Genomic DNA, 18,394 nt, shown 5'->3' on the forward strand with positions numbered 1-18,394 from the left:
TTAGAAATGAAAAAAGTCCTTATGTTATTTTTACTTCTGCTAACCGCATCCGTTCTTTTAATAGGATGTAGTACGAAGAAGGAAAAGGCAGATCTGAACTTAGAAAAGGCACAAAAAGTTGAAATTGAATCACTTACAGATTCAAGTGATAAAAAAGTAATTACCGATAAGAAAGAAATTGAAAAGCTGTTTGAAGTTATGAAAATGGATAAGTGGGAAATGCAGTCGGCTCCTTTAGATACTCCGCAAGGGAAAACATTTAAAATGTACCAAGGGGATACAAAAAAATTATCGGAGTCGAGTAATGATAAAAAAGAGTTACATGAAATTGGTACTATGACAGTATATAAAGATGTCCCTTATGTCGAAGTTGAAATGAAAAATAAGAAAATGAGTTTTAAAGTGCCAGAGGATGTGGCGAAAGATTTATTACAATATTAATAAAAAAACGCTCGGAGAACATTCCGAGCGTTTTTATTATTATTTTAAGTTCTCTGGGTTTAAAGCTTCTAGTTCAGATACAACGAAGCGTCCGTCTTTACGGATTAGTACGTCGTCGAAGTAAATTTCGCCGCCGCCGTATTCAGGGCGCTGGATGCATACTAAATCCCAGTGAATGTTCGAGTTGTTGCCGTTCCATGCATCGTCGTAAGCTTGTCCAGGAGTGAAGTGGAAGCTGCCATCGATTTTTTCATCGAATAGGATGTCTCCCATTGGATGTAAGATGTATGGGTTTACGCCAATTGCGAACTCACCAACGAAGCGTGCACCTTCGTCTGTATCGAAGATTTTGTTAATGCGCTCTGTATCGTTTGCAGTTGCTTCAACGATTTGACCGTTCTCAAATTTAAGTTGTACATTTTCAAATGTATAACCGTTGTAAGGAGATGGTGTGTTGTAAGAAACTGTACCGTTAACAGAATCGCGAACTGGTGCAGAATATACTTCACCGTCTGGAATATTTAAATGACCAGAGCATTTAATAGCTGGAATGTCTTTAATAGAGAATGTTAAGTCAGTTCCAGGACCAGTTAAACGAACTTTGTCTGTTTTATTCATTAATGTAACAAGGCTATCCATTGCCTTATCCATTTTACCGTAGTCTAAGTTACAAACTTCGAAGTAGAAGTCTTCGAAAGCTTCTGTGCTCATTTTAGCAAGCTGCGCCATAGAAGCATTTGGGTAGCGAAGAACAACCCAGCGTGTTTTCGGAACGCGGATGTCTCTATGAACTTTCTTACCAACTGTTTGGCCGTGAATTTGCATTCTTTCACTTGGTACATCAGCTTGTTCGTTAATGTTATCGCCAGAGCGAAGACCGATATAAGCGTCCATATCTTTCATTACGCTTGCTTCATATGCAGCGATTTGTTCAAAATGTTCTTCAGTAGCACCCATTAATAAAGAGCGATCTACTTGATGATCTTTTAAAGAAACGAATGGGAAACCACCAGCTGCATATGCTTCTTTTACAAGTGCAGTTACAAGTTCTTTTTGTAAGCCAAAGTTTTCAATTAATACTTTTTCGCCTTTTTGTAAGCGGATAGAGTAGTTAATTAAATTGTATGCTAACTTTTCAATGCGTGGATCTTTCATATGTAAAGCCTCCCTACTAATTATGTATCCTCTCCTATTGTAACCTACTTAGTGGAATTTGTTGAATCATTTATGTTAAAGTTAACGAATAAGTATGAAAATTCTAATGAAAAGATAGGGATTAGAACGAAACGGAAAATGATTGTATAATAGGGTAAAGTATGAAAAAGATAAAGGAAGTGATGAAATGCAAGTTCTTTTATATGTAAGTGCGGCTATTATCGCGGTTGCTTTCGCTGTATTAGTAGTGTATGTATGCAGAACGTTGTTATCGGTTCAGAAGACGTTAGAAAACGTTGCAAGCACGTTAGAAGGTTTAGAAAAGCAAATGCAAGGGATTAGCGTAGAGACGGAGCAATTATTACATAAAACAAATGCGTTAGCTGATGACATTCAACAGAAGTCACAATCATTAAATAAAGTAGTATCGGGTGTAGATGGAATTGGAACGACAATCCATTCTTTAAATACGAAACTTCGTAATGTATCAGATTCTGTTACAGATGAAATTGAAAACAATGCAGATAAAGTAGCGCAAGTTGTACAGTGGAGTAGCGCAGCAATTGAAGTATACAATCATTATCGTGCGACGAGACAAGAGAAAAAAGTTGAAAAAGAAGAGCGTAAATTAGAAAGACTTGAGAAAAAAGCTGAAAAGAAAGAGAAGCGCTCTAGACTTCGTATGAGAGGTGAATCGTGATGAATATGACAAAAGTTGAAACAATTGAAGAGCTTGAAGTATTAGTAGAAAAAAACGAGCCGTATATTCTTTTTAAACATAGTACGACATGCCCGATCAGTCACGGTGCATATACAGAATTTCAAGCGTATTGTAATGAAGAAAGAGCAGTACCAGCGTATTACTTATACGTACAAGATGCGCGAGATGTTTCGAATCTTATTGCAGAACAGTACAGCATTAAACATGAATCTCCGCAAGTGTTATACATAAAAGATGGGATGGTAGTATGGAATACGTCTCATTGGAACATCAAAAAAGACGCTTTAGAAGAGAATATTAAGTAAAAAGAAGCAAGCGAAAGGTGCTTGCTTCTTTTTTTTGTTTTTGTTGAAATATATTTAATGGTACACTGTTAATAGTTCAAATTAAATAACTAGATTGTTGAAAGTAGGTTTTAAGTAATGAAGAAAATGGCATTATCCTTCGCGGTCGTAAGTTTATTACTAGGAGCTTGTAGTAATAATACGATTAGTAAGAAGGATGAAGTTATACAGAAGGATACGAAAGAAAAAAGTATGATTCCGAGAACAGCTGTTTCGAAAGATTATTATAGAACTGTAATTCCTTTAAAGGAACAAAAGGTTATAAATACAGCTAATATAAAAACAAATTCTAAATTAGATTTAGCAGAGTATGAAAATGGTTTAATGAATATTGCAAAAGAGCAATTTGATACAGAAAATCATGTACTACAATTAAATCAGTATATTCCGGAGAAGTTAGTTGATGAACTAGTCGCAAAAGTAGAAGCACCCGTTTTGACGAATATTATAGAACAAGACTATTTCGGAAAACAGAATTCAAACGAACTAAGTTTATCTGGTGTAGTGATTGGGTTAGCAATGTCTTCAAGTGTATCGAATGAAGAAGCAATGTCTAAAGGTACTGAAGTTGCCAAGCAACTTATTGAAGCGATTAATAAAAATGACAAGTATAATAAGTCTCCAATTACGTTTGCTATCTTTAAGCAAGAAAGTACAAGTTCTTTAAAAAATGGTACGTATATTGCTAGTGCTACCGTTCAAAAGAATGATATGAACCTTGGAAATTGGAGTACGATCGATGAACAAGCGTATTCATATCCTTCTGATGAATTTAAACAAGCGCATGGAGAAGATAATACAAAAATAACTGAATTTGCTAAGGCAATAAAAGATTTTTCTCCGGCAGATTTTATCCCAGTCAATGCTAAAGTTTCTTACAAGAAAAACCAGATGGATACATTAAATATGAATATCGTTATTAAATATAACGGTAAAACAGAATTAATGGCTCTTACTCAAATGGCTGCTCAAAGTATGTTAGAAAAATTACCTAAAGATGCGAAAGTACAATTGCAGATAAAGTCCGAGAGTAAAATCGAGGCAATTATTATAAAAGAGAAAAACAGCGAAAAACCGTTTGTTTCCTTCTTATAAAAAAAGACAGTGTTTAAACTGTCTTTTTTTTATTGAAAATGGTGTTATGGCGGGTGAACCAAATCAAATTCCAAAAAGTAAGGGGGAAGTCATATGAACTTAAAAGACTTAAAAAATAAACATATTAAGTATGATTGGAAAACTATTTTTGTAGGCGTCCAAGGGAATTATTTTAGTAAAGACGTTATTTCTGATTATGCAGTAGAATTGATGGGGATTGGTGATGAAAGTGAGTTTGTTAGTGAACTGTCATGGGGAGTCGCTAATGAAAATTTAGGTAAGGTGATGTTAGAAATAAAAACTAATTATTTTCCTCAATTAGATGAAGAAAGCACAGTGTTAGTAGAGGAGAAGAGAAAACTAAGATTTGTTTGTTTATCTGAGATAAAAGAAAGATGTACAGAAGATAATGAGTTATTAAATGAAATTGCAAAGTTTTATGGAAATCATCACTATCCAGAAGATATGGTGAGTTTTGTTAATTATATGCCTCAAGAAGTTCCCACTACGAAAAAAGATTTGGTAAATGGATTTAGGAAATTTTTGAAATTAGAGGAATCGAGATTTAAATGCTAATATATATAAACTACCAATAAATAGGTAGTGATTTACAATTAGTTTCTGAAGTAATGAAAGATCGATGCGTAATACGCTTCATGTTTCCGCTGTGCCGATTTTAAAGAAAGAAATACATTTACCTGTTGTTGTCGATATAACGTATTCTACAGGACGATGTGATCTTCTATTGCCAGCCCAGATCCAGGCACAACGAATTAAAAGTATTTGGAACTGCTGCCTCTTATTGTATAGCGACTTTCATTGTCGATTTTTGTTGGTAAGTCGATATATTTACAAAATCGCTGATATAAATTTCATTTACTAACGTACGGCTTAATATACAGTTTCCACTCATGGAATATCTATTTTTTTACAAAAAATGCCCTTTTTTTCATAAAAAATACGAAAATACGAGAAAAGAAGCGAATTTTTTCGAAACTTTTGCGGGAAAATATTGTATGAGCCTGCGTTTTTATCGTATCATTAGTAAAAGGAAGAACTCGGGACGATTGGTGGCATCTGCAAATAGAGTTGATGTCTTTTTTTCATTCAAGTAACCGATACATAAAAATAGATAACAAAAATAGAAGGAGTGTGCGATGAGATGAACGTAACAATTTATGATGTAGCGCGTGAAGCAAACGTTTCAATGGCTACCGTGTCTCGTGTAGTGAACGGTAATCCAAATGTAAAGCCTACAACAAGAAAGAAAGTATTAGAAGCAATTGATCGTTTAGGGTACCGCCCAAATGCGGTAGCACGTGGACTAGCAAGTAAGAAGACAACTACAGTAGGTGTTATTATTCCTGATATCTCAAATACGTTTTATGCAGAACTTGCTCGTGGAATTGAAGATATCGCAACAATGTACAAATATAACATCATTTTAAGTAACTCTGACCAAAACAAAGAGAAAGAGTTCCATTTATTAAATACGATGCTTGGAAAACAAGTGGACGGAATTGTTTTCATGGGTGAAGATATTACAGACATTCACATTGAAGAATTCAAAAAGTCTCCAGTACCAATCGTATTAGCAGCGTCATTTGATGAGCAAAATGAAACGCCATCAGTAAATATTGATTACACGCAAGCAGCTTACGACGCAATGAAGCACTTTATTGAGCAAGGACATACGCGTATCGGTTTCGTCTCTGGTCCTTTCATTAATAAAGCGGGAAGCGCGAAGAAGTTACAAGGTTATAAAAAAGCTTTAGAAGAAGCAGGTATTTCATATGATGAAAATCTTATAATCGATGGAGATTACACATATGATTCAGGTATCGAAGCATTCGAAAAGCTTTGGAGCAGTGATGAAAAGCCAACAGCAATCTTCGTATCTTCTGACGAAATGGCACTAGGTGTAATCCATGCAGCACAAGACGCTGGATTAAACGTACCAACTGATGTAGAAGTACTTGGTTTCGATAATACACGCCTTGCATTAATGGTTCGTCCACAACTTTCAACAGTTGTACAACCAATGTATGATATCGGTGCAGTAGCAATGCGTCTATTAACAAAGTATATGAACAAAGAAAAAGTGGAAGATCACACTGTTATCTTACCTCACCGCATCCAATTTAGAGATTCAACGAAATAAGTATAAAAAAGCTCACAGCATTTGCTGTGAGCTTTTATTCGTATTCAGGATAGTATGCTTTTACTACGGTATCTACCTTTTCATTTTTCTTAACGTGTAAAAATCTTGCGTACAATTCTTTTCCCGTTTCAAATGATGTATCGTCTAATTCAAACACATGCAATACTTTTCGAAACGTCCACGTCACTTGCTCATCGTACATATTATCGTACGATTCTTCAGAGAGTATAGCTATCTTTTCACCTAATTCGTGAGCTTCCTCTATACTGTTTGCCTTAACAAGAATAATACTTTCTTCAAAAAGTGTATTGTGACTTTCTTCATAATGCTCATCAATTTTCGTAGGATCAGGCTCACCAGAATGAACAGACTCAAACAATAATTTTACAGCGTACATATTATGCTGCATGTTTCACCTTATAAATAATACTTGCGACAAGCGAAGCAGGTATTGTAAATACGTTACTTTGATAATGATAATGTATTTGGGATTCTTCATAAGACATGTTGTCATATAGTTCATTTTGTGACACGTTCTGTTTTGTCTTTAATATCTTAATATAGTTATACTGTATTGGGACGAGAATGATGAAATAGGCTAATACGATTAGTGAAATCCAAATCATTATGAACACTCCCTTATAAAGAATATTTGTATATGATAATTATATCAATTAATAGAAAAAATAACCATTTTTAATTGGGGGGATTAATTCTCTTTCCAAAATGCAAAAAGTTCTTCAGGACTTCGTAAATTATGTTCCAGGCATGTTTGTGTGCAGTGCGTTTAAAACTTTGTATTAATTGTTCTAACCGAGAAGGATTATATTGTTTTACATTGCCAGCAATAATAGTTTCATCTTTGTCTAAGTTAAGTGATAATTTTAGCAAAGTTATATTTGTTTCTAATTGTACAACTTAGACATAAAAAAACTTTTTGTCTAAGTCGATTGTAATATAATCGAATCGCTCTACTTGTTTAAAGTATCCTACAATATCATCTTCCAATTGAAATCCTCCCGAGTATATGGCCTATTGGTGACTTCGCTACAGTTGGGGTTATTCCTTGTTATATGTCACATAAGTGCAAATTTAACTATTATAGGGCAATGTCATGTATAATAGAAAGAAAAGGCTTGTGAGGGGGGAGAAGAGATGATCGTTCTTTGGATAATTACGCTTTGTATGACTGCTATTTTTGCATATATGACGTTAAAACAAAATGGCTTAAAGCGATTTGTTCCAGGAAGTATTCTTGCAGGAATTGCCCTTATCACGTATGTAATTTCTATTTTTATTGAAAGTGTATCAGTGGACATGAGCACAAGTTTAATGTTCATGGGTATTACACTATTTGCAGGTAGTATTATGGTACTTATGGTTGCAGGTATTATTTTATTTATTCATATGAATTCGGAAACGTTATAGCATATAGAAAAGGCATGTCCCGAGGGGCATGCCTTTTTATCCGTTCAATTATGCTCTATCTTTAGAAGAATTTTGTTGTTTTAATAAGTCGCGAATTTCGCTAAGAAGAACTTCTTCTTTTGTTGGTTCTGGAATTTCTTCTGTCTTTTCAGCTTCTCTTTTTAAAGTCATTTTGTTAAAGACTTTAACAAAAATGAAGATTGCAAATGCAACGATTAGGAAGTCGAAAATTGTTTGGATAAAGTTACCGTATTTAACAGAGGCCTCGCCGACTGTAAATTTTAATCCTGTGAAGTTAATTCCTCCCATTAATAAACCAATTAATGGTGTAATGATATCTTTTACTAAAGAACTAACGATTTTACCGAATGCAGCACCGATTACAACCCCGACAGCTAGATCAATTACGTTTCCCTTTAAAGCGAACTTTTTAAACTCGTTCCACATGTGTTAATCCCATCCTTTCCACGATTCAATATGAAATTTATAATTCCTATCAACATATTCTATAGAAATTTGTGAGAGAAATAAAGAGGAAATGGGAATGAAAGTAAATTCTGAAAAATGTATCCGTTTTAATTTTTGTTTACATTCTCCAGTAGAGATTGCAACAGTTGCTGCGTTTTTAATCCTTCTAATCCATCTACAACAGGCTTTGTATCGCCGTGTACACATTCGATAAAATGATGAACAGCATCTTCAAAACCACGTTGTTTTAACGTTGTATCCCATGATGGTGAACCAATCTGAGAAACTGCATTTTCCTGCTCAACTTCAAATGTGTTCATATTTTTTACGCGAATGATTTTACCTGTCGTTACAAGTTCAATTTGTTCTAAATTTGTACCGGCGTGGCGATGCATCGCGGTAGAAAGTAACAGTCCACTTGGAGTTGTATATGTATGATGTCCGTAAAGAAGTTCATTCTTTTCATTGATTTGCATCATATTATGAACGACGTTAAGGTCATCATTAGCTAACCAGCGAGCAGTATCTACAATATGTAAGTAATCATCTAACATAGTAAAGTCATATGTATATGGCCCGACTTTATTTGTGCGATGCTTTTCAATTCGAACCCATGAAATATTATGAGCTTGCTCTTTTGCAGCAACATACATAGGAACGAATCGGCGATTAAATCCGACCATTAACTTTCGGTTATGCTTTTCGCTCAACTCGACTAGTTGCTCAGCTTGTTCCACTGTAGCTGTTAGCGGCTTATCAACATAAACATCGATTCCTTTTTGCAGAAGTTCAGAAACGATTTCATAATGCGATGCAGTTGAACTATGAACGAAGATTGCATCACATTCCGAGGCTAACGTTTCAATAGAATGGAAGTCTTGAATACGGTATTGCTGGCAAACTTGTTTCCTTTTCTCTGCGTTAGGTGTAAACGCTCCTACAAAATTCCAATCTGTTTCTTTTGTAAGTGTTGGAAGATAGGCTTTTTGTGCAATACTTCCAAGTCCAATCATCCCAATGTTAGGCTTATTCATTTGTATTCCCACCCTATTAATATTAATGTAACGGGTTAAATGTAGCATAGGGCGGGGGAGGAAGGCAAAAATTAGCTTTTTACTTACGTCCTTCTAACAAAATCTTCTCTATCTCTTCAAAGTTATGAGCGCGAGCGTGCTCTAACGGGGTAACACCATCGTTGTCTGGAATATTTACATCTGCACCGTGTTCAATAAGAAGCTGAATGACTTGTTGCTGTGTTTCGTTTCCGTTACTTAATACGATGGCTTCCATTAAAGCGGTCCACCCGAGATTATTTACATGGTTAACATCAATAGTTGTTCGCGTAAGGAGTTCTTTAATAACATCAATATAGCCATGTTCTGAGGCGGGGATAAGAGCTGTTCCGCCGTAACGATTTGTAAGCGATGGATCTGCACCGGCATCAATTGTTAGTTTTAAAATATCGAAGTAACCTTCTGCACCGGCGTATAGAAAGGGATTGTTTTTCATATCATCTTGGATATTTACGTTAGCACCTGCTTCAATAAGCGCTTTTGCGGTTTTCACATCATTTTTGTATGTAGCAATCATAAGAGGGGTACGTCCTTTATTGTCTGTTATATTTATGTCAGCCCCTTTTTTGAGTAACGATATAACGGTATTCGTTTCTTGTTTTTCAGTAGCTGCTAGTAGCGCTGTCTCCATGTTTGTCATCTCCTTTTTAACTCCTTGTTCTTGCGAGCAACCTTGCAAAAAAATTACGCAACAGATCATGCTTAATGTTTTTTTGAACATGGAATTTCAACCTCCTCATTTCAACTGTAAAATAAGAACATTAAATTTTTATAAACTGACGCTAAAATTACTATAAAATCGCTTGAGTATTTGAACATATATTTTTATGCTTATGAGTAATAAGGTTTGGTAAAGTGAGGATGTAACATATGTCTATTAAAACAAGATTTTTATTCTCTTATATTGCTGTTATTCTCGTTTCCATTACGCTCATATTAGTCGCGGGATTTTTAATTGTTTTTTCCATAACAGGAGACTTGGAATCAGTGAAAAATTTCTATAAAAGTTCCTATATTCAAAAGCCGCTTACGCCAGAAGAAGAGAATACGTATATTGAATTGAAATTAGCGGCAAAGAAAAATCAATCTCAACTATTAGATGAATCGTTCGTTTCAACACTTGAAAAAGAAGGTGTGAAAATAGTTGTAAGAAAGGGAGAAACCATTTCTTATGCTACAAAAATATTTGAAAGTGTATCTTTAAAAGAAGCCCTTCCAAAATTTGAATCAGCAAATATTAATAGTCGTGGTACAACGGAACTAGGCGATACATTTTATCGGTATGTAAAATTTGATTTTTATTTTCCTGGAGATGAAGAAGGGAGTATATTTGTACTAAAAAGGCAAAGTTCATTTGTCGATCTTACACAAAAGTTATTTCCGATTTTGTTCGGAGCGCTTTTACTGTTAGCCATTTTACTCATAGGGCTATTAAGTTATTTCGTCTCAAGAAGTGTGATAAAACCAATTTTTGTACTGAAAGATGCGACTGGGAGAATTAAAGAAGGGGATTTAGATTTTCAAATTCCAGTTACATCCCATGATGAGATTGGGCAATTAAATCAAGGATTTGAGGAAATGAGGAAGAGATTAAAAGAGTCGATTGAAGTACAAACGCAGTATGAAGAAAATCGAAAAGAGCTCATTTCAAACATATCTCATGATTTAAAAACACCGATTACATCTATTATCGGATATGTAGAAGGCATAAAAGACGGGGTCGCAAATACGCCAAAAAAAATGGATAAGTATTTAACGACCATTCATACGAAGGCGAAGCATATGGATACACTCATTGATGAGCTCTTTTTGTTTTCGAAGCTTGATTTGAATCGAGTTCCTTTTCAGTTTGAAACGATAGAATTAAACATGTTTATGCAAGAATTATTAGAAGAGATGCAGATGGATTTAAGTGAGGAAGGTATAGAAGTTTATTTACAATTACATTCATCACCACTATATGTAACGGCCGATTGCGAAAAGATAAATAGAGTGATATCAAATTTAATTCATAATAGTGTGAAATACATGGATAAAGAAGCGAAGAAAATTACTGTAACAGTATTAAGTGATAACAATACAGTCATTGTAAAAGTGGTGGACAATGGATCAGGTATAGAAGCTGATACGCTGCCGTATATATTTGAGCGGTTTTATCGTGCAGAGCAATCGCGAAATTCTAGCACAGGTGGAAGTGGACTTGGCTTAGCGATAGCGAAGCAAATTGTTGAAGAACATGGCGGAGAAATTTGGGCGGAAAGTAAGCTTGGGGAAGGTACAAGTATTTTCTTCTCATTGAAAAAAGTACAGGAATGTGGTGAGTAGAATGAAGAGAATTTTACTAGTAGAAGATGAAATAAGTATTGCAGAATTACAGCGAGATTATTTAGAAATTAGTGATTTTCAAGTCGATGTAGAGCATTCAGGAGAAATAGGTCTACAAATGGCTCTTCAGGAAGACTACGATTTAATTATTTTAGATATTATGCTTCCAAAAATGAATGGATTTGAAATTTGTAAGCAAATTCGAGCTATAAAAGATATTCCGATTTTACTTGTTTCAGCAAAGAAGGAAGATATAGATAAAATTCGCGGACTCGGTTTAGGAGCAGATGATTATATAACGAAACCGTTTAGCCCGAGTGAATTAGTCGCAAGGGTAAAAGCTCATATTTCTCGTTATGAAAGATTATCAGGAAATGTGAGTAAGCAACGCGATACGCTATACATTCACGGAATTTCTATTGACCAGCGAGCGAGAAAAGTTTGTATAAACAATGAAGAAATCGCGTTTACAACGAAGGAATTTGATTTATTAACATTCTTTGTAACGCATCCAAACCAAGTATTAAATAAAGAACAGTTATTTGAACGTATTTGGGGACTAGACTCAGCTGGCGATTTAGCCACTGTCGTTGTTCACATTAGAAAGCTACGTGAAAAAATTGAAAGAGATCCCGCCCACCCGCAATATATTGAAACAGTATGGGGAGCTGGTTATCGCTTTAACGTGTAATGTACCTGCCGAGTAATGGGCAGGTTTTTTATGTTATTTGAACGAAAAGGGAATAATAGGTAATTTATGTTAAAATATAAAGAGAGATAAAACATAGGAGAGCATGAGAGGGCGTGCTACATAACAAGGCTTTAAAGATTGGAACGAATATCGTACTTATTTTATTAATTATTGGTGCAATACAAATGTTTTATGATGAAGATTCTACGAATGATCATTTCGGTGGGTTATTTATGATGTTCTTTTTTGGAATTAAAATAATTTCTAGTTTTATGATAAGTTTAAAAGAAGGAGATCAAAAGGCAGTATTACTTGATGTAGGTTTAATGATTTTTTTGTTCTTCTTGTTGTTTCTAGTGTGAAATATTTCTTTTAAAAAAGCTCATAGTCTTATAGAGACTGTGAGCTTTCCTTAATAATAGCGGTACTAGTGTAACGATTTATAAAATGTTTGAGTAGTAGAAGTAAACTGAGCAGATTCTTCTAAAAAAGGATAATGGTTACTCTCCTCAAATGTCACAAAGATAGAATTACGTATACCCTCATGCATCTCGATAGAATATTGGATCGGGCACTGTACATCGTGTCTTCCGCAAATAATTAGCGTTTTTATATTGATAGAAGGTAAGTACTTTCTTAAATCAAATGAAGGATATTCGTGAGAGAAAGCGTTCATCCGGCTAGCAGACATTGTTTTTTTGATTGGTTTACAAAAATAAGAGTTGTAGTTTTCAGGTTTATACAATGATAATTTTGTCCTCTTAGTAGATAGTTCTTTCCGTTCTTCACTTGTAAGGTGAGGGCTTTTTAAGTTTTCGACGAGCTGTTGCATATAATGAAACTGAGGATGTGCTGGGTGATAAATGCAAAATGGTGTTTCGGTATAATTACTTGCTGCAGCTCCGGCCACGACTAATGATTGTAAGGAATTTGGATATGTAATTGCATATAAAAGTCCAAGCATACCACCTGTTGAATGACCGGCGAAATGCCATGTTGGGAGTTGTAAAGCTTCTCGTATTGCTTCTAAGTCGTGAACTGTTTCAATCATACTTAATTCTTTTTCTGAATTGGCTTTTGCTGAGTTACCAGCATCTCTTAAATTAATGAGGAATACACGATGCGTAGAAGTAAAAACATCTGCAAAGTAATCACCAGTTTCATTAAATTGTGAATAGTGATGTGTAATGCAAAGCGGTTCGCCATTTCCTTTTGTAAAAAGTTCAAATGTGCCACGTTTCGTGTTGATTATTTGTTGTGTCCACATAATATCACTACCTTTTCTTATAAAAATTGGACCGGCTAATTCTTAAATAAAATATATCGGCGATTATTAGAATATATCAGCGAATCTAAAAATATATCGACTTACCGACAAAAGTCGTCAATAAATAAAAGGAGGCCATTAAAAAAACGAGCCTCCTTTTCGTTTAGTACAAAGATTTTGTCATATTATTCCGAATAATTTCAAGGGATTTCGCTACAGTTAATGCATTCTTTTCTTCAATTTCTGGTTTACGGGGGATCGGTTTATACATGTTGTCTGGATCTTCCCATGTGAGGGGAAGTTCTGTTTCAGCTTGTCCTTTCCAAGCGTCAATCCATTCTGGAGGGAGATAACCTGAGATGTTTTGGATGTTGTTCATTTCGAGCCAAATGAGTGCCCAAGCTCTTGGGACGACGCGCCAGTGGTCATAGCCACCACCGCCGACAGCGATCCAGCGACCTTCGCAATATTCATTAGCGATTTCGCGAGCGAGCTTCGGTATTTCACGGTAAATATTCATCGTTGCGCAAAGGTGTGTAAGTGGGTCATAATAATGTGCGTCAGCGCCGTTTTGCGTTAAAATAATATCCGGTTTAAAGTATGCGGCAACTTCTTTTACGACAGTACGATATGAATTTAAAAACGATTCGTCTTCTGTAAAGGCATCCAGTGGAACGTTAAAAGAATAACTATAGCCATTACCTTGTCCGCGCTCATTTACAGCGCCAGTTCCAGGGAATAAATAACGCCCAGTTTCATGTAGTGAAATGGTGCATACGTTAGGATCGTCGTAAAAAGACCACTGTACACCATCACCGTGATGAGCATCTGTATCAATATATAAAACACGTAAACCGTATTTTTTCTGTATATATTTCATTGCGATGGAACTATCGTTATAAATACAAAAGCCAGATGCCTTGCCGCGGAAGCCATGATGTAAGCCACCGCCTAAATTAAGTGCATGTTTTACTTTCCCGGAAAGAACAGCATCGACAGCTGTTAATGTTCCACCAACAAGTAATGCACTTGCCTCGTGCATATTTGGAAACATCGGTGTATCTTCTGTACCGAGTCCATATGTCATCGCAATTGATTTTTCTAACTTACCTTCTCCAGCACGTTTTACCGCATTTATGTACTCCTCTGTATGAACGTAGGCGATCTCTTCATCTGTAGCCATCCGTGGTGAGATGATTTGGGAAGGAGAGATGAAACCACCCTTTTGTAATAAGTCATACGTAAGTGTGACGCGAAGTTGGTTAAAAGGATGATCAGGGCTAAACGAATAGCCCCGAAAATCATCCGAATAAATAAACGCGCTACTCATGCTTGCATCCCCATAATGTTCGGCCATAATACGCGGTAGCCTTCTGCTTCAAGTGCATCAATCACTTTTAGCGGATTCATCGTTTGAATGCGGAAAACGAGTACTTTATCATTCTCATCTTTTGCTGGGTAGACGAGAACGCTCACGATATTTATTTGCAAATCACTAAAAATAGCAACGACTTTTCCAAGAATACCAGGTTCGTTTTTTACTTGAATTTCAATTTGTGAACTTGGTTGATGTGCTCCTGTTAATTTCACTAACGTGTGCAGTACAGTAGATTCAGAAATGATTCCAACTAGCTTGCCAGCCTTTGTAACAGGGAGACAGCCAATTTTATTTTCAAAAAATAAAGTAGCAATTTCTTCAACGAAATCGAGAGGATGGCAAGTCATAACAGGTTGTTTCATAATAAGGTCGAGCGGTTGTTTCAGCATAGCGAGTGGAACTTGTTCATCAAGAATTGATGGACTTGCATCTCTTACATCCCGATCAGAAATAATGCCTACCACATGATTATTTTGATCGACAATTGGAATGTGCCGAATGCCTTTCGTGCGTATCGTTCGGATTGCTGTTTCGATTGTATCGTTTGGGTGTAGTGTCACCACATCTTGATTCATAATTTCTTCTACAATCATTCCAGTTGCCCCCTTTATTTAGTACATAAAACGATTGTGAAAACGTAGACGATCAAATGCTTGAATAGACTCCGTATCAACGCGTTTACCGATGCGGACCATTAAACAGTTAGCGGGATGCGAGCAAATTTCAGGATCATCTGTAGCCATCCATTGTAAGCCACCAGCATTCATCATCTTTTCCATTACTTTTCGATATTCCCAAACATTTAAGCCTGTTTGTTTTAAATCCCAGTGCCAATAATATTCAGTCGTCAATATAATGTAATCTTCCATATGATCGTCCATCATTGAAACTTCTAATAAGTTCTTTCCGACAGAGCAACCGCGGAAGGTGGGGACAACTTCAATTGCCCCGAGTTCAATTAAGTTTTCAATCTTTCCTTCTGACCATCGTTCGAGTGGATCAGGATACAAGTATGTAACATATCCAACGATCGTTCGGTCATGTCTAGCAATAATGAGACGAGCTTCTGGTAATTTAGAAATTTCGACAATTGCTTTATATTGCTGCTCGGCAGGACGAAACGCAATTAAGTCTGGATGAAATTCATACATTTCTAAGTTATGTGTAGAGACAGGACCTTCAATAATTAAAGTGCCTTTCGCTGTTTTTAAGTTTCTGGCATTGTATATTTTTTTATGGATCAATGTATTGCTCACCACCTTGAGGGTTTGTGAATCTATTAATATCGTACTTTATAATATATGCGATGTGAATCGAATTTTGTCATTAAAAATTTGTCTAAAAATCAACAAATATACTGAAAATTTTAAATAATATCATTATAATAGATAATAGAATACATAGGAGGGGGATGTAAAGTATGAAAGTAGAAACGCTTCCTGTCATTAAAGGAGAAAATAATTTGCCGAATTATGATGAGGCATACGCGAATTTTAACTGGGAAGAGGTTAATAAAAATTTTACTTGGAATGAAACAGGTCGAGTAAATATGGCGTATGAGGCAATTGATAAGCATGCGAAATCCGATCGAAAGAATAAAGTAGCCCTTTATTATCAAGATGGATCGCGAAAAGAGAAATATACATTTAAGGAAATGAAGGATTTTTCTAATAAAGCAGGAAACGTCCTGAAAAATTATGGCGATGTAGAAAAAGGCGATCGCGTTTTTATTTTTATGCCGCGTTCCCCAGAGTTATATTTTGCACTTTTAGGTGCAGTGAAATTGGGAGCAATCGTTGGTCCGCTATTTGAAGCATTTATGGAAGGCGCAGTTCGCGATCGTTTAGAAGATAGCGAAGCAAAAGTGTTAATTACAACACCTGAATTGTTAGAGCGAGTACCATTAAATGATTTACCTGCTTTAAAAACAGTATTCCTTGTTGGAGATAATGTAGAAGAAGGCGGTAAAACGGTAGCGTTCAATCCTTTATTTGAACAAGCTTCAAAAGAATTACATATCGAATGGCTAGGCCGTGAAGACGGTTTAATTCTACATTACACATCTGGTTCTACTGGGAAGCCAAAAGGTGTGCTACATGCGCAAAACGCAATGGTGCAGCACTATCAAACGGCGAGGTGGGTATTAGATTTAAAAGAGGACGATGTATATTGGTGCACAGCTGACCCAGGCTGGGTAACAGGAACGGCTTACGGTATTTTCGCGCCGTGGTTAGTCGGAGCATCAAATGTTATTTTAGGTGGCCGCTTTAGTCCAGAAGCGTGGTATGAAGCACTGCAAGATTACGGTGTAACAGTTTGGTACAGCGCGCCAACAGCATTCCGTATGTTAATGGGAGCTGGACAAGACGCAATTAAAAAATATGATTTATCACAAGTTCGTCACGTATTAAGCGTTGGTGAACCGTTAAATCCAGAAGTAATTCGCTGGGGTATGAATGCATTTGGACTTCGTATTCATGATACGTGGTGGATGACAGAAACAGGTGGACAAGTTATTTGTAACTATCCTTGTATGGAAATCCGTCCAGGTTCAATGGGTAAACCAATTCCAGGTGTGAAAGCAGCGATTGTTGATAATGAAGGAAATGAAGTGCCTCCATACACAATGGGCAACTTAGCAATTGGTAAAGGTTGGCCAGCTATGATGCGCGGGATTTGGAATAACAAGCAAAAATATGAGTCTTACTTTATGCCGGGAGATTGGTACGTATCAGGTGACTCTGCCTATATGGACGAGGATGGATACTTCTGGTTCCAAGGACGTATTGACGATGTTATTATGACGTCAGGTGAGCGCGTTGGTCCGTTTGAAGTAGAAAGCAAATTAATCGAGCATGCTGCTGTTGCAGAAGCTGGGGTAATTGGTATTCCTGATCCGGTGCGCGGCGAAATCATTAAAGCATTTATCGCGCTTCGAGCAGGATACGAACCATCTGATGAATTAAAAGAAGAAATTCGTCAATTTGTAAAGAAAGGCCTAGCAGCTCATGCAGCGCCAAGACAAATTGAATTTAGAGATAAATTACCGAAAACGAGAAGTGGTAAAATTATGCGCCGCGTATTAAAAGCGTGGGAGTTAAACTTACCAACAGGTGACTTATCAACGATGGAAGATTAAGAGAGAAGGGTCTGAACGAAACAACGTTCAGACCCTTCTTTTTTATGATATCATCAACTTATATATATAAGTTGAAAGGGGATAGTATGATGAAAACAGAAAAGAAAAAGATGATACTAGGAGAAATGTACATACCGGCTGATCCAGTTTTAGTACAAGAGAGGGAGCAAGCTCGTATATTAACGAGAAAATTAAATGATACGCCAGAAGTACAATTAAAAGAGCGTAGCGAAATCGTAAAAGAATTATTCGGAACGACTGGGGATAACATTCATCTTGAATCTTCTTTTAGATGTGATTACGGCTATAACATTCACGTTGGCGAAAATTTTTACGCGAACTTTGATTGTACAATTTTAGACGTATGCCCAGTAACAATTGGAGTGAACTGTATGTTAGCTCCAGGTGTTCACATTTATACAGCAACGCACCCGCTTGATCCAGTAGAGCGCATAAGCGGATCAGAATACGGAAAACCAGTTATAATTGGCGATAACGTATGGATTGGCGGAAGAGCGATTATTAATCCTGGTGTCACAATTGGAGACAATGCGGTGATCGCATCTGGCGCTGTTGTAACGAAAGATGTGCCAGATAACGTAGTAGTTGGCGGGAATCCTGCAAAGATTATTAAAAAAATAAAATAATATTTGAACGAAGTGCCTTCCTGGTCTGTATGCATTTGTGAAAGAATAGATGAGGGAGGCT

The 18,394-nt window shown here is 36.2% G+C and carries 22 protein-coding genes and 2 pseudogenes; 13 read left to right on the top strand and 11 right to left on the bottom strand.

Features of this window, described 5'->3' with window-relative positions:
* Positions 1-6: 6 nt before the first annotated feature.
* Positions 7-441 carry a hypothetical protein gene (locus tag QEP67_RS03960; protein WP_000757107.1) on the top strand — a complete coding sequence of 145 codons (435 nt, stop codon included), beginning with the start codon at positions 7-9 and terminating at the stop codon, positions 439-441.
* 39 nt (positions 442-480) lie between these two features.
* On the opposite strand, the gene QEP67_RS03965 is transcribed toward QEP67_RS03960, so the two are convergent.
* Complete coding sequence (locus QEP67_RS03965; RefSeq protein ID WP_000654737.1) at positions 481-1,596, bottom strand: aminopeptidase; 1,116 nt, start codon at positions 1,594-1,596, stop codon at positions 481-483.
* Between the two features lie 187 nt (positions 1,597-1,783).
* Here QEP67_RS03965 and QEP67_RS03970 point away from each other — a divergent pair, with 187 nt between their 5' ends.
* The 6 genes and pseudogenes from QEP67_RS03970 to ccpA all read left to right on the top strand — a co-directional run bounded on the left by QEP67_RS03970 (position 1,784) and on the right by ccpA (position 5,917).
* The gene (locus QEP67_RS03970) at positions 1,784-2,296 is read left to right on the top strand and encodes a DUF948 domain-containing protein (protein ID WP_001197725.1); all 513 of its coding nucleotides are present in this window, start codon (positions 1,784-1,786) and stop codon (positions 2,294-2,296) included.
* Entirely contained in the window at positions 2,296-2,622 is a 327-nt protein-coding gene (gene ytxJ, locus QEP67_RS03975; protein ID WP_341056960.1) for a bacillithiol system redox-active protein YtxJ, read from the top strand. The genes QEP67_RS03970 and ytxJ overlap by 1 nt, the downstream gene beginning before the upstream one ends.
* A gap of 117 nt (positions 2,623-2,739) precedes the next feature.
* Positions 2,740-3,756 carry a CamS family sex pheromone protein gene (locus tag QEP67_RS03980; RefSeq protein ID WP_000738034.1) on the top strand — a complete coding sequence of 339 codons (1,017 nt, stop codon included), beginning with the start codon at positions 2,740-2,742 and terminating at the stop codon, positions 3,754-3,756.
* A gap of 93 nt (positions 3,757-3,849) precedes the next feature.
* Positions 3,850-4,332 carry a DUF2247 family protein gene (locus tag QEP67_RS03985; RefSeq protein ID WP_001049287.1) on the top strand — a complete coding sequence of 161 codons (483 nt, stop codon included), beginning with the start codon at positions 3,850-3,852 and terminating at the stop codon, positions 4,330-4,332.
* A gap of 49 nt (positions 4,333-4,381) precedes the next feature.
* A pseudogene (locus QEP67_RS03990) lies at positions 4,382-4,507 on the top strand (chorismate mutase); the annotation flags it as partial.
* 411 nt (positions 4,508-4,918) lie between these two features.
* Entirely contained in the window at positions 4,919-5,917 is a 999-nt protein-coding gene (gene ccpA, locus QEP67_RS03995; RefSeq protein ID WP_001103309.1) for a catabolite control protein A, read from the top strand.
* A gap of 34 nt (positions 5,918-5,951) precedes the next feature.
* On the opposite strand, the gene QEP67_RS04000 is transcribed toward ccpA, so the two are convergent.
* The 3 genes and pseudogenes from QEP67_RS04000 to QEP67_RS04010 all read right to left on the bottom strand — a co-directional run bounded on the left by QEP67_RS04000 (position 5,952) and on the right by QEP67_RS04010 (position 6,925).
* A complete protein-coding gene (locus QEP67_RS04000) occupies positions 5,952-6,314 on the bottom strand; it encodes a DUF4288 domain-containing protein (RefSeq protein WP_033658803.1) in 363 nt (120 codons plus the stop codon).
* A 1-nt stretch (position 6,315) separates the two neighbouring features.
* Positions 6,316-6,543 (bottom strand): DUF3949 domain-containing protein, encoded by a 228-nt coding sequence (locus tag QEP67_RS04005; protein ID WP_000637889.1) that lies wholly within the window; start codon positions 6,541-6,543, stop codon positions 6,316-6,318.
* Between the two features lie 83 nt (positions 6,544-6,626).
* Positions 6,627-6,925, bottom strand: a pseudogene (locus QEP67_RS04010) (hypothetical protein).
* Between the two features lie 147 nt (positions 6,926-7,072).
* Between QEP67_RS04010 and QEP67_RS04015 the strand changes: the two are divergent.
* Complete coding sequence (locus tag QEP67_RS04015) at positions 7,073-7,345, top strand: DUF3917 domain-containing protein (RefSeq protein WP_000636592.1); 273 nt, start codon at positions 7,073-7,075, stop codon at positions 7,343-7,345.
* A gap of 48 nt (positions 7,346-7,393) precedes the next feature.
* Here QEP67_RS04015 and mscL read toward each other — a convergent pair whose 3' ends face one another.
* The 3 genes from mscL to QEP67_RS04030 form a co-directional block, all read right to left on the bottom strand.
* Complete coding sequence (gene mscL / locus QEP67_RS04020) at positions 7,394-7,792, bottom strand: large conductance mechanosensitive channel protein MscL (RefSeq protein WP_000267021.1); 399 nt, start codon at positions 7,790-7,792, stop codon at positions 7,394-7,396.
* Positions 7,793-7,920: 128 nt separating this feature from the next.
* Positions 7,921-8,847, bottom strand: a complete 927-nt coding sequence (locus tag QEP67_RS04025) for a Gfo/Idh/MocA family oxidoreductase (protein ID WP_048565783.1) — start codon at positions 8,845-8,847, stop codon at positions 7,921-7,923.
* A gap of 79 nt (positions 8,848-8,926) precedes the next feature.
* Positions 8,927-9,607, bottom strand: a complete 681-nt coding sequence (locus QEP67_RS04030) for an ankyrin repeat domain-containing protein (protein ID WP_061673036.1) — start codon at positions 9,605-9,607, stop codon at positions 8,927-8,929.
* 149 nt (positions 9,608-9,756) lie between these two features.
* On the opposite strand from QEP67_RS04030, the gene QEP67_RS04035 reads away from it, so the two are divergent.
* The 3 genes from QEP67_RS04035 to QEP67_RS04045 all read left to right on the top strand — a co-directional run bounded on the left by QEP67_RS04035 (position 9,757) and on the right by QEP67_RS04045 (position 12,264).
* Positions 9,757-11,211 carry a HAMP domain-containing sensor histidine kinase gene (locus QEP67_RS04035; RefSeq protein ID WP_000023887.1) on the top strand — a complete coding sequence of 485 codons (1,455 nt, stop codon included), beginning with the start codon at positions 9,757-9,759 and terminating at the stop codon, positions 11,209-11,211.
* A gap of 1 nt (position 11,212) precedes the next feature.
* The gene (locus QEP67_RS04040) at positions 11,213-11,902 is read left to right on the top strand and encodes a response regulator transcription factor (protein WP_000821763.1); all 690 of its coding nucleotides are present in this window, start codon (positions 11,213-11,215) and stop codon (positions 11,900-11,902) included.
* Between the two features lie 113 nt (positions 11,903-12,015).
* On the top strand, positions 12,016-12,264 hold the full coding sequence (locus tag QEP67_RS04045) for a hypothetical protein (RefSeq protein WP_002096278.1): 249 nt from the start codon (positions 12,016-12,018) through the stop codon (positions 12,262-12,264).
* Between the two features lie 65 nt (positions 12,265-12,329).
* Here QEP67_RS04045 and QEP67_RS04050 read toward each other — a convergent pair whose 3' ends face one another.
* From QEP67_RS04050 to acuA, 4 genes are all read right to left on the bottom strand, one after another.
* Entirely contained in the window at positions 12,330-13,190 is an 861-nt protein-coding gene (locus tag QEP67_RS04050) for an alpha/beta hydrolase (RefSeq protein WP_074651628.1), read from the bottom strand.
* 142 nt (positions 13,191-13,332) lie between these two features.
* On the bottom strand, positions 13,333-14,499 hold the full coding sequence (gene acuC / locus QEP67_RS04055) for an acetoin utilization protein AcuC (protein WP_000092827.1): 1,167 nt from the start codon (positions 14,497-14,499) through the stop codon (positions 13,333-13,335).
* Complete coding sequence (locus QEP67_RS04060; RefSeq protein ID WP_000634565.1) at positions 14,496-15,140, bottom strand: acetoin utilization AcuB family protein; 645 nt, start codon at positions 15,138-15,140, stop codon at positions 14,496-14,498. Before QEP67_RS04060 ends, acuC begins: the two co-directional genes overlap by 4 nt.
* A gap of 18 nt (positions 15,141-15,158) precedes the next feature.
* Complete coding sequence (gene acuA, locus QEP67_RS04065) at positions 15,159-15,791, bottom strand: acetoin utilization protein acetyltransferase AcuA (RefSeq protein ID WP_000581390.1); 633 nt, start codon at positions 15,789-15,791, stop codon at positions 15,159-15,161.
* 176 nt (positions 15,792-15,967) lie between these two features.
* On the opposite strand from acuA, the gene acsA reads away from it, so the two are divergent.
* Together acsA and QEP67_RS04075 are read left to right on the top strand one after the other, a co-directional pair.
* Positions 15,968-17,686 (top strand): acetate--CoA ligase, encoded by a 1,719-nt coding sequence (acsA, locus tag QEP67_RS04070; RefSeq protein WP_048565778.1) that lies wholly within the window; start codon positions 15,968-15,970, stop codon positions 17,684-17,686.
* 86 nt (positions 17,687-17,772) lie between these two features.
* The gene (locus tag QEP67_RS04075; protein WP_048565777.1) at positions 17,773-18,333 is read left to right on the top strand and encodes a maltose acetyltransferase domain-containing protein; all 561 of its coding nucleotides are present in this window, start codon (positions 17,773-17,775) and stop codon (positions 18,331-18,333) included.
* Positions 18,334-18,394: the final 61 nt, after the last annotated feature.

It is taken from the genome of Bacillus cereus group sp. MS39, from assembly GCF_040448665.1.
Taxonomy (GTDB): domain Bacteria; phylum Bacillota; class Bacilli; order Bacillales; family Bacillaceae_G; genus Bacillus_A; species Bacillus_A wiedmannii.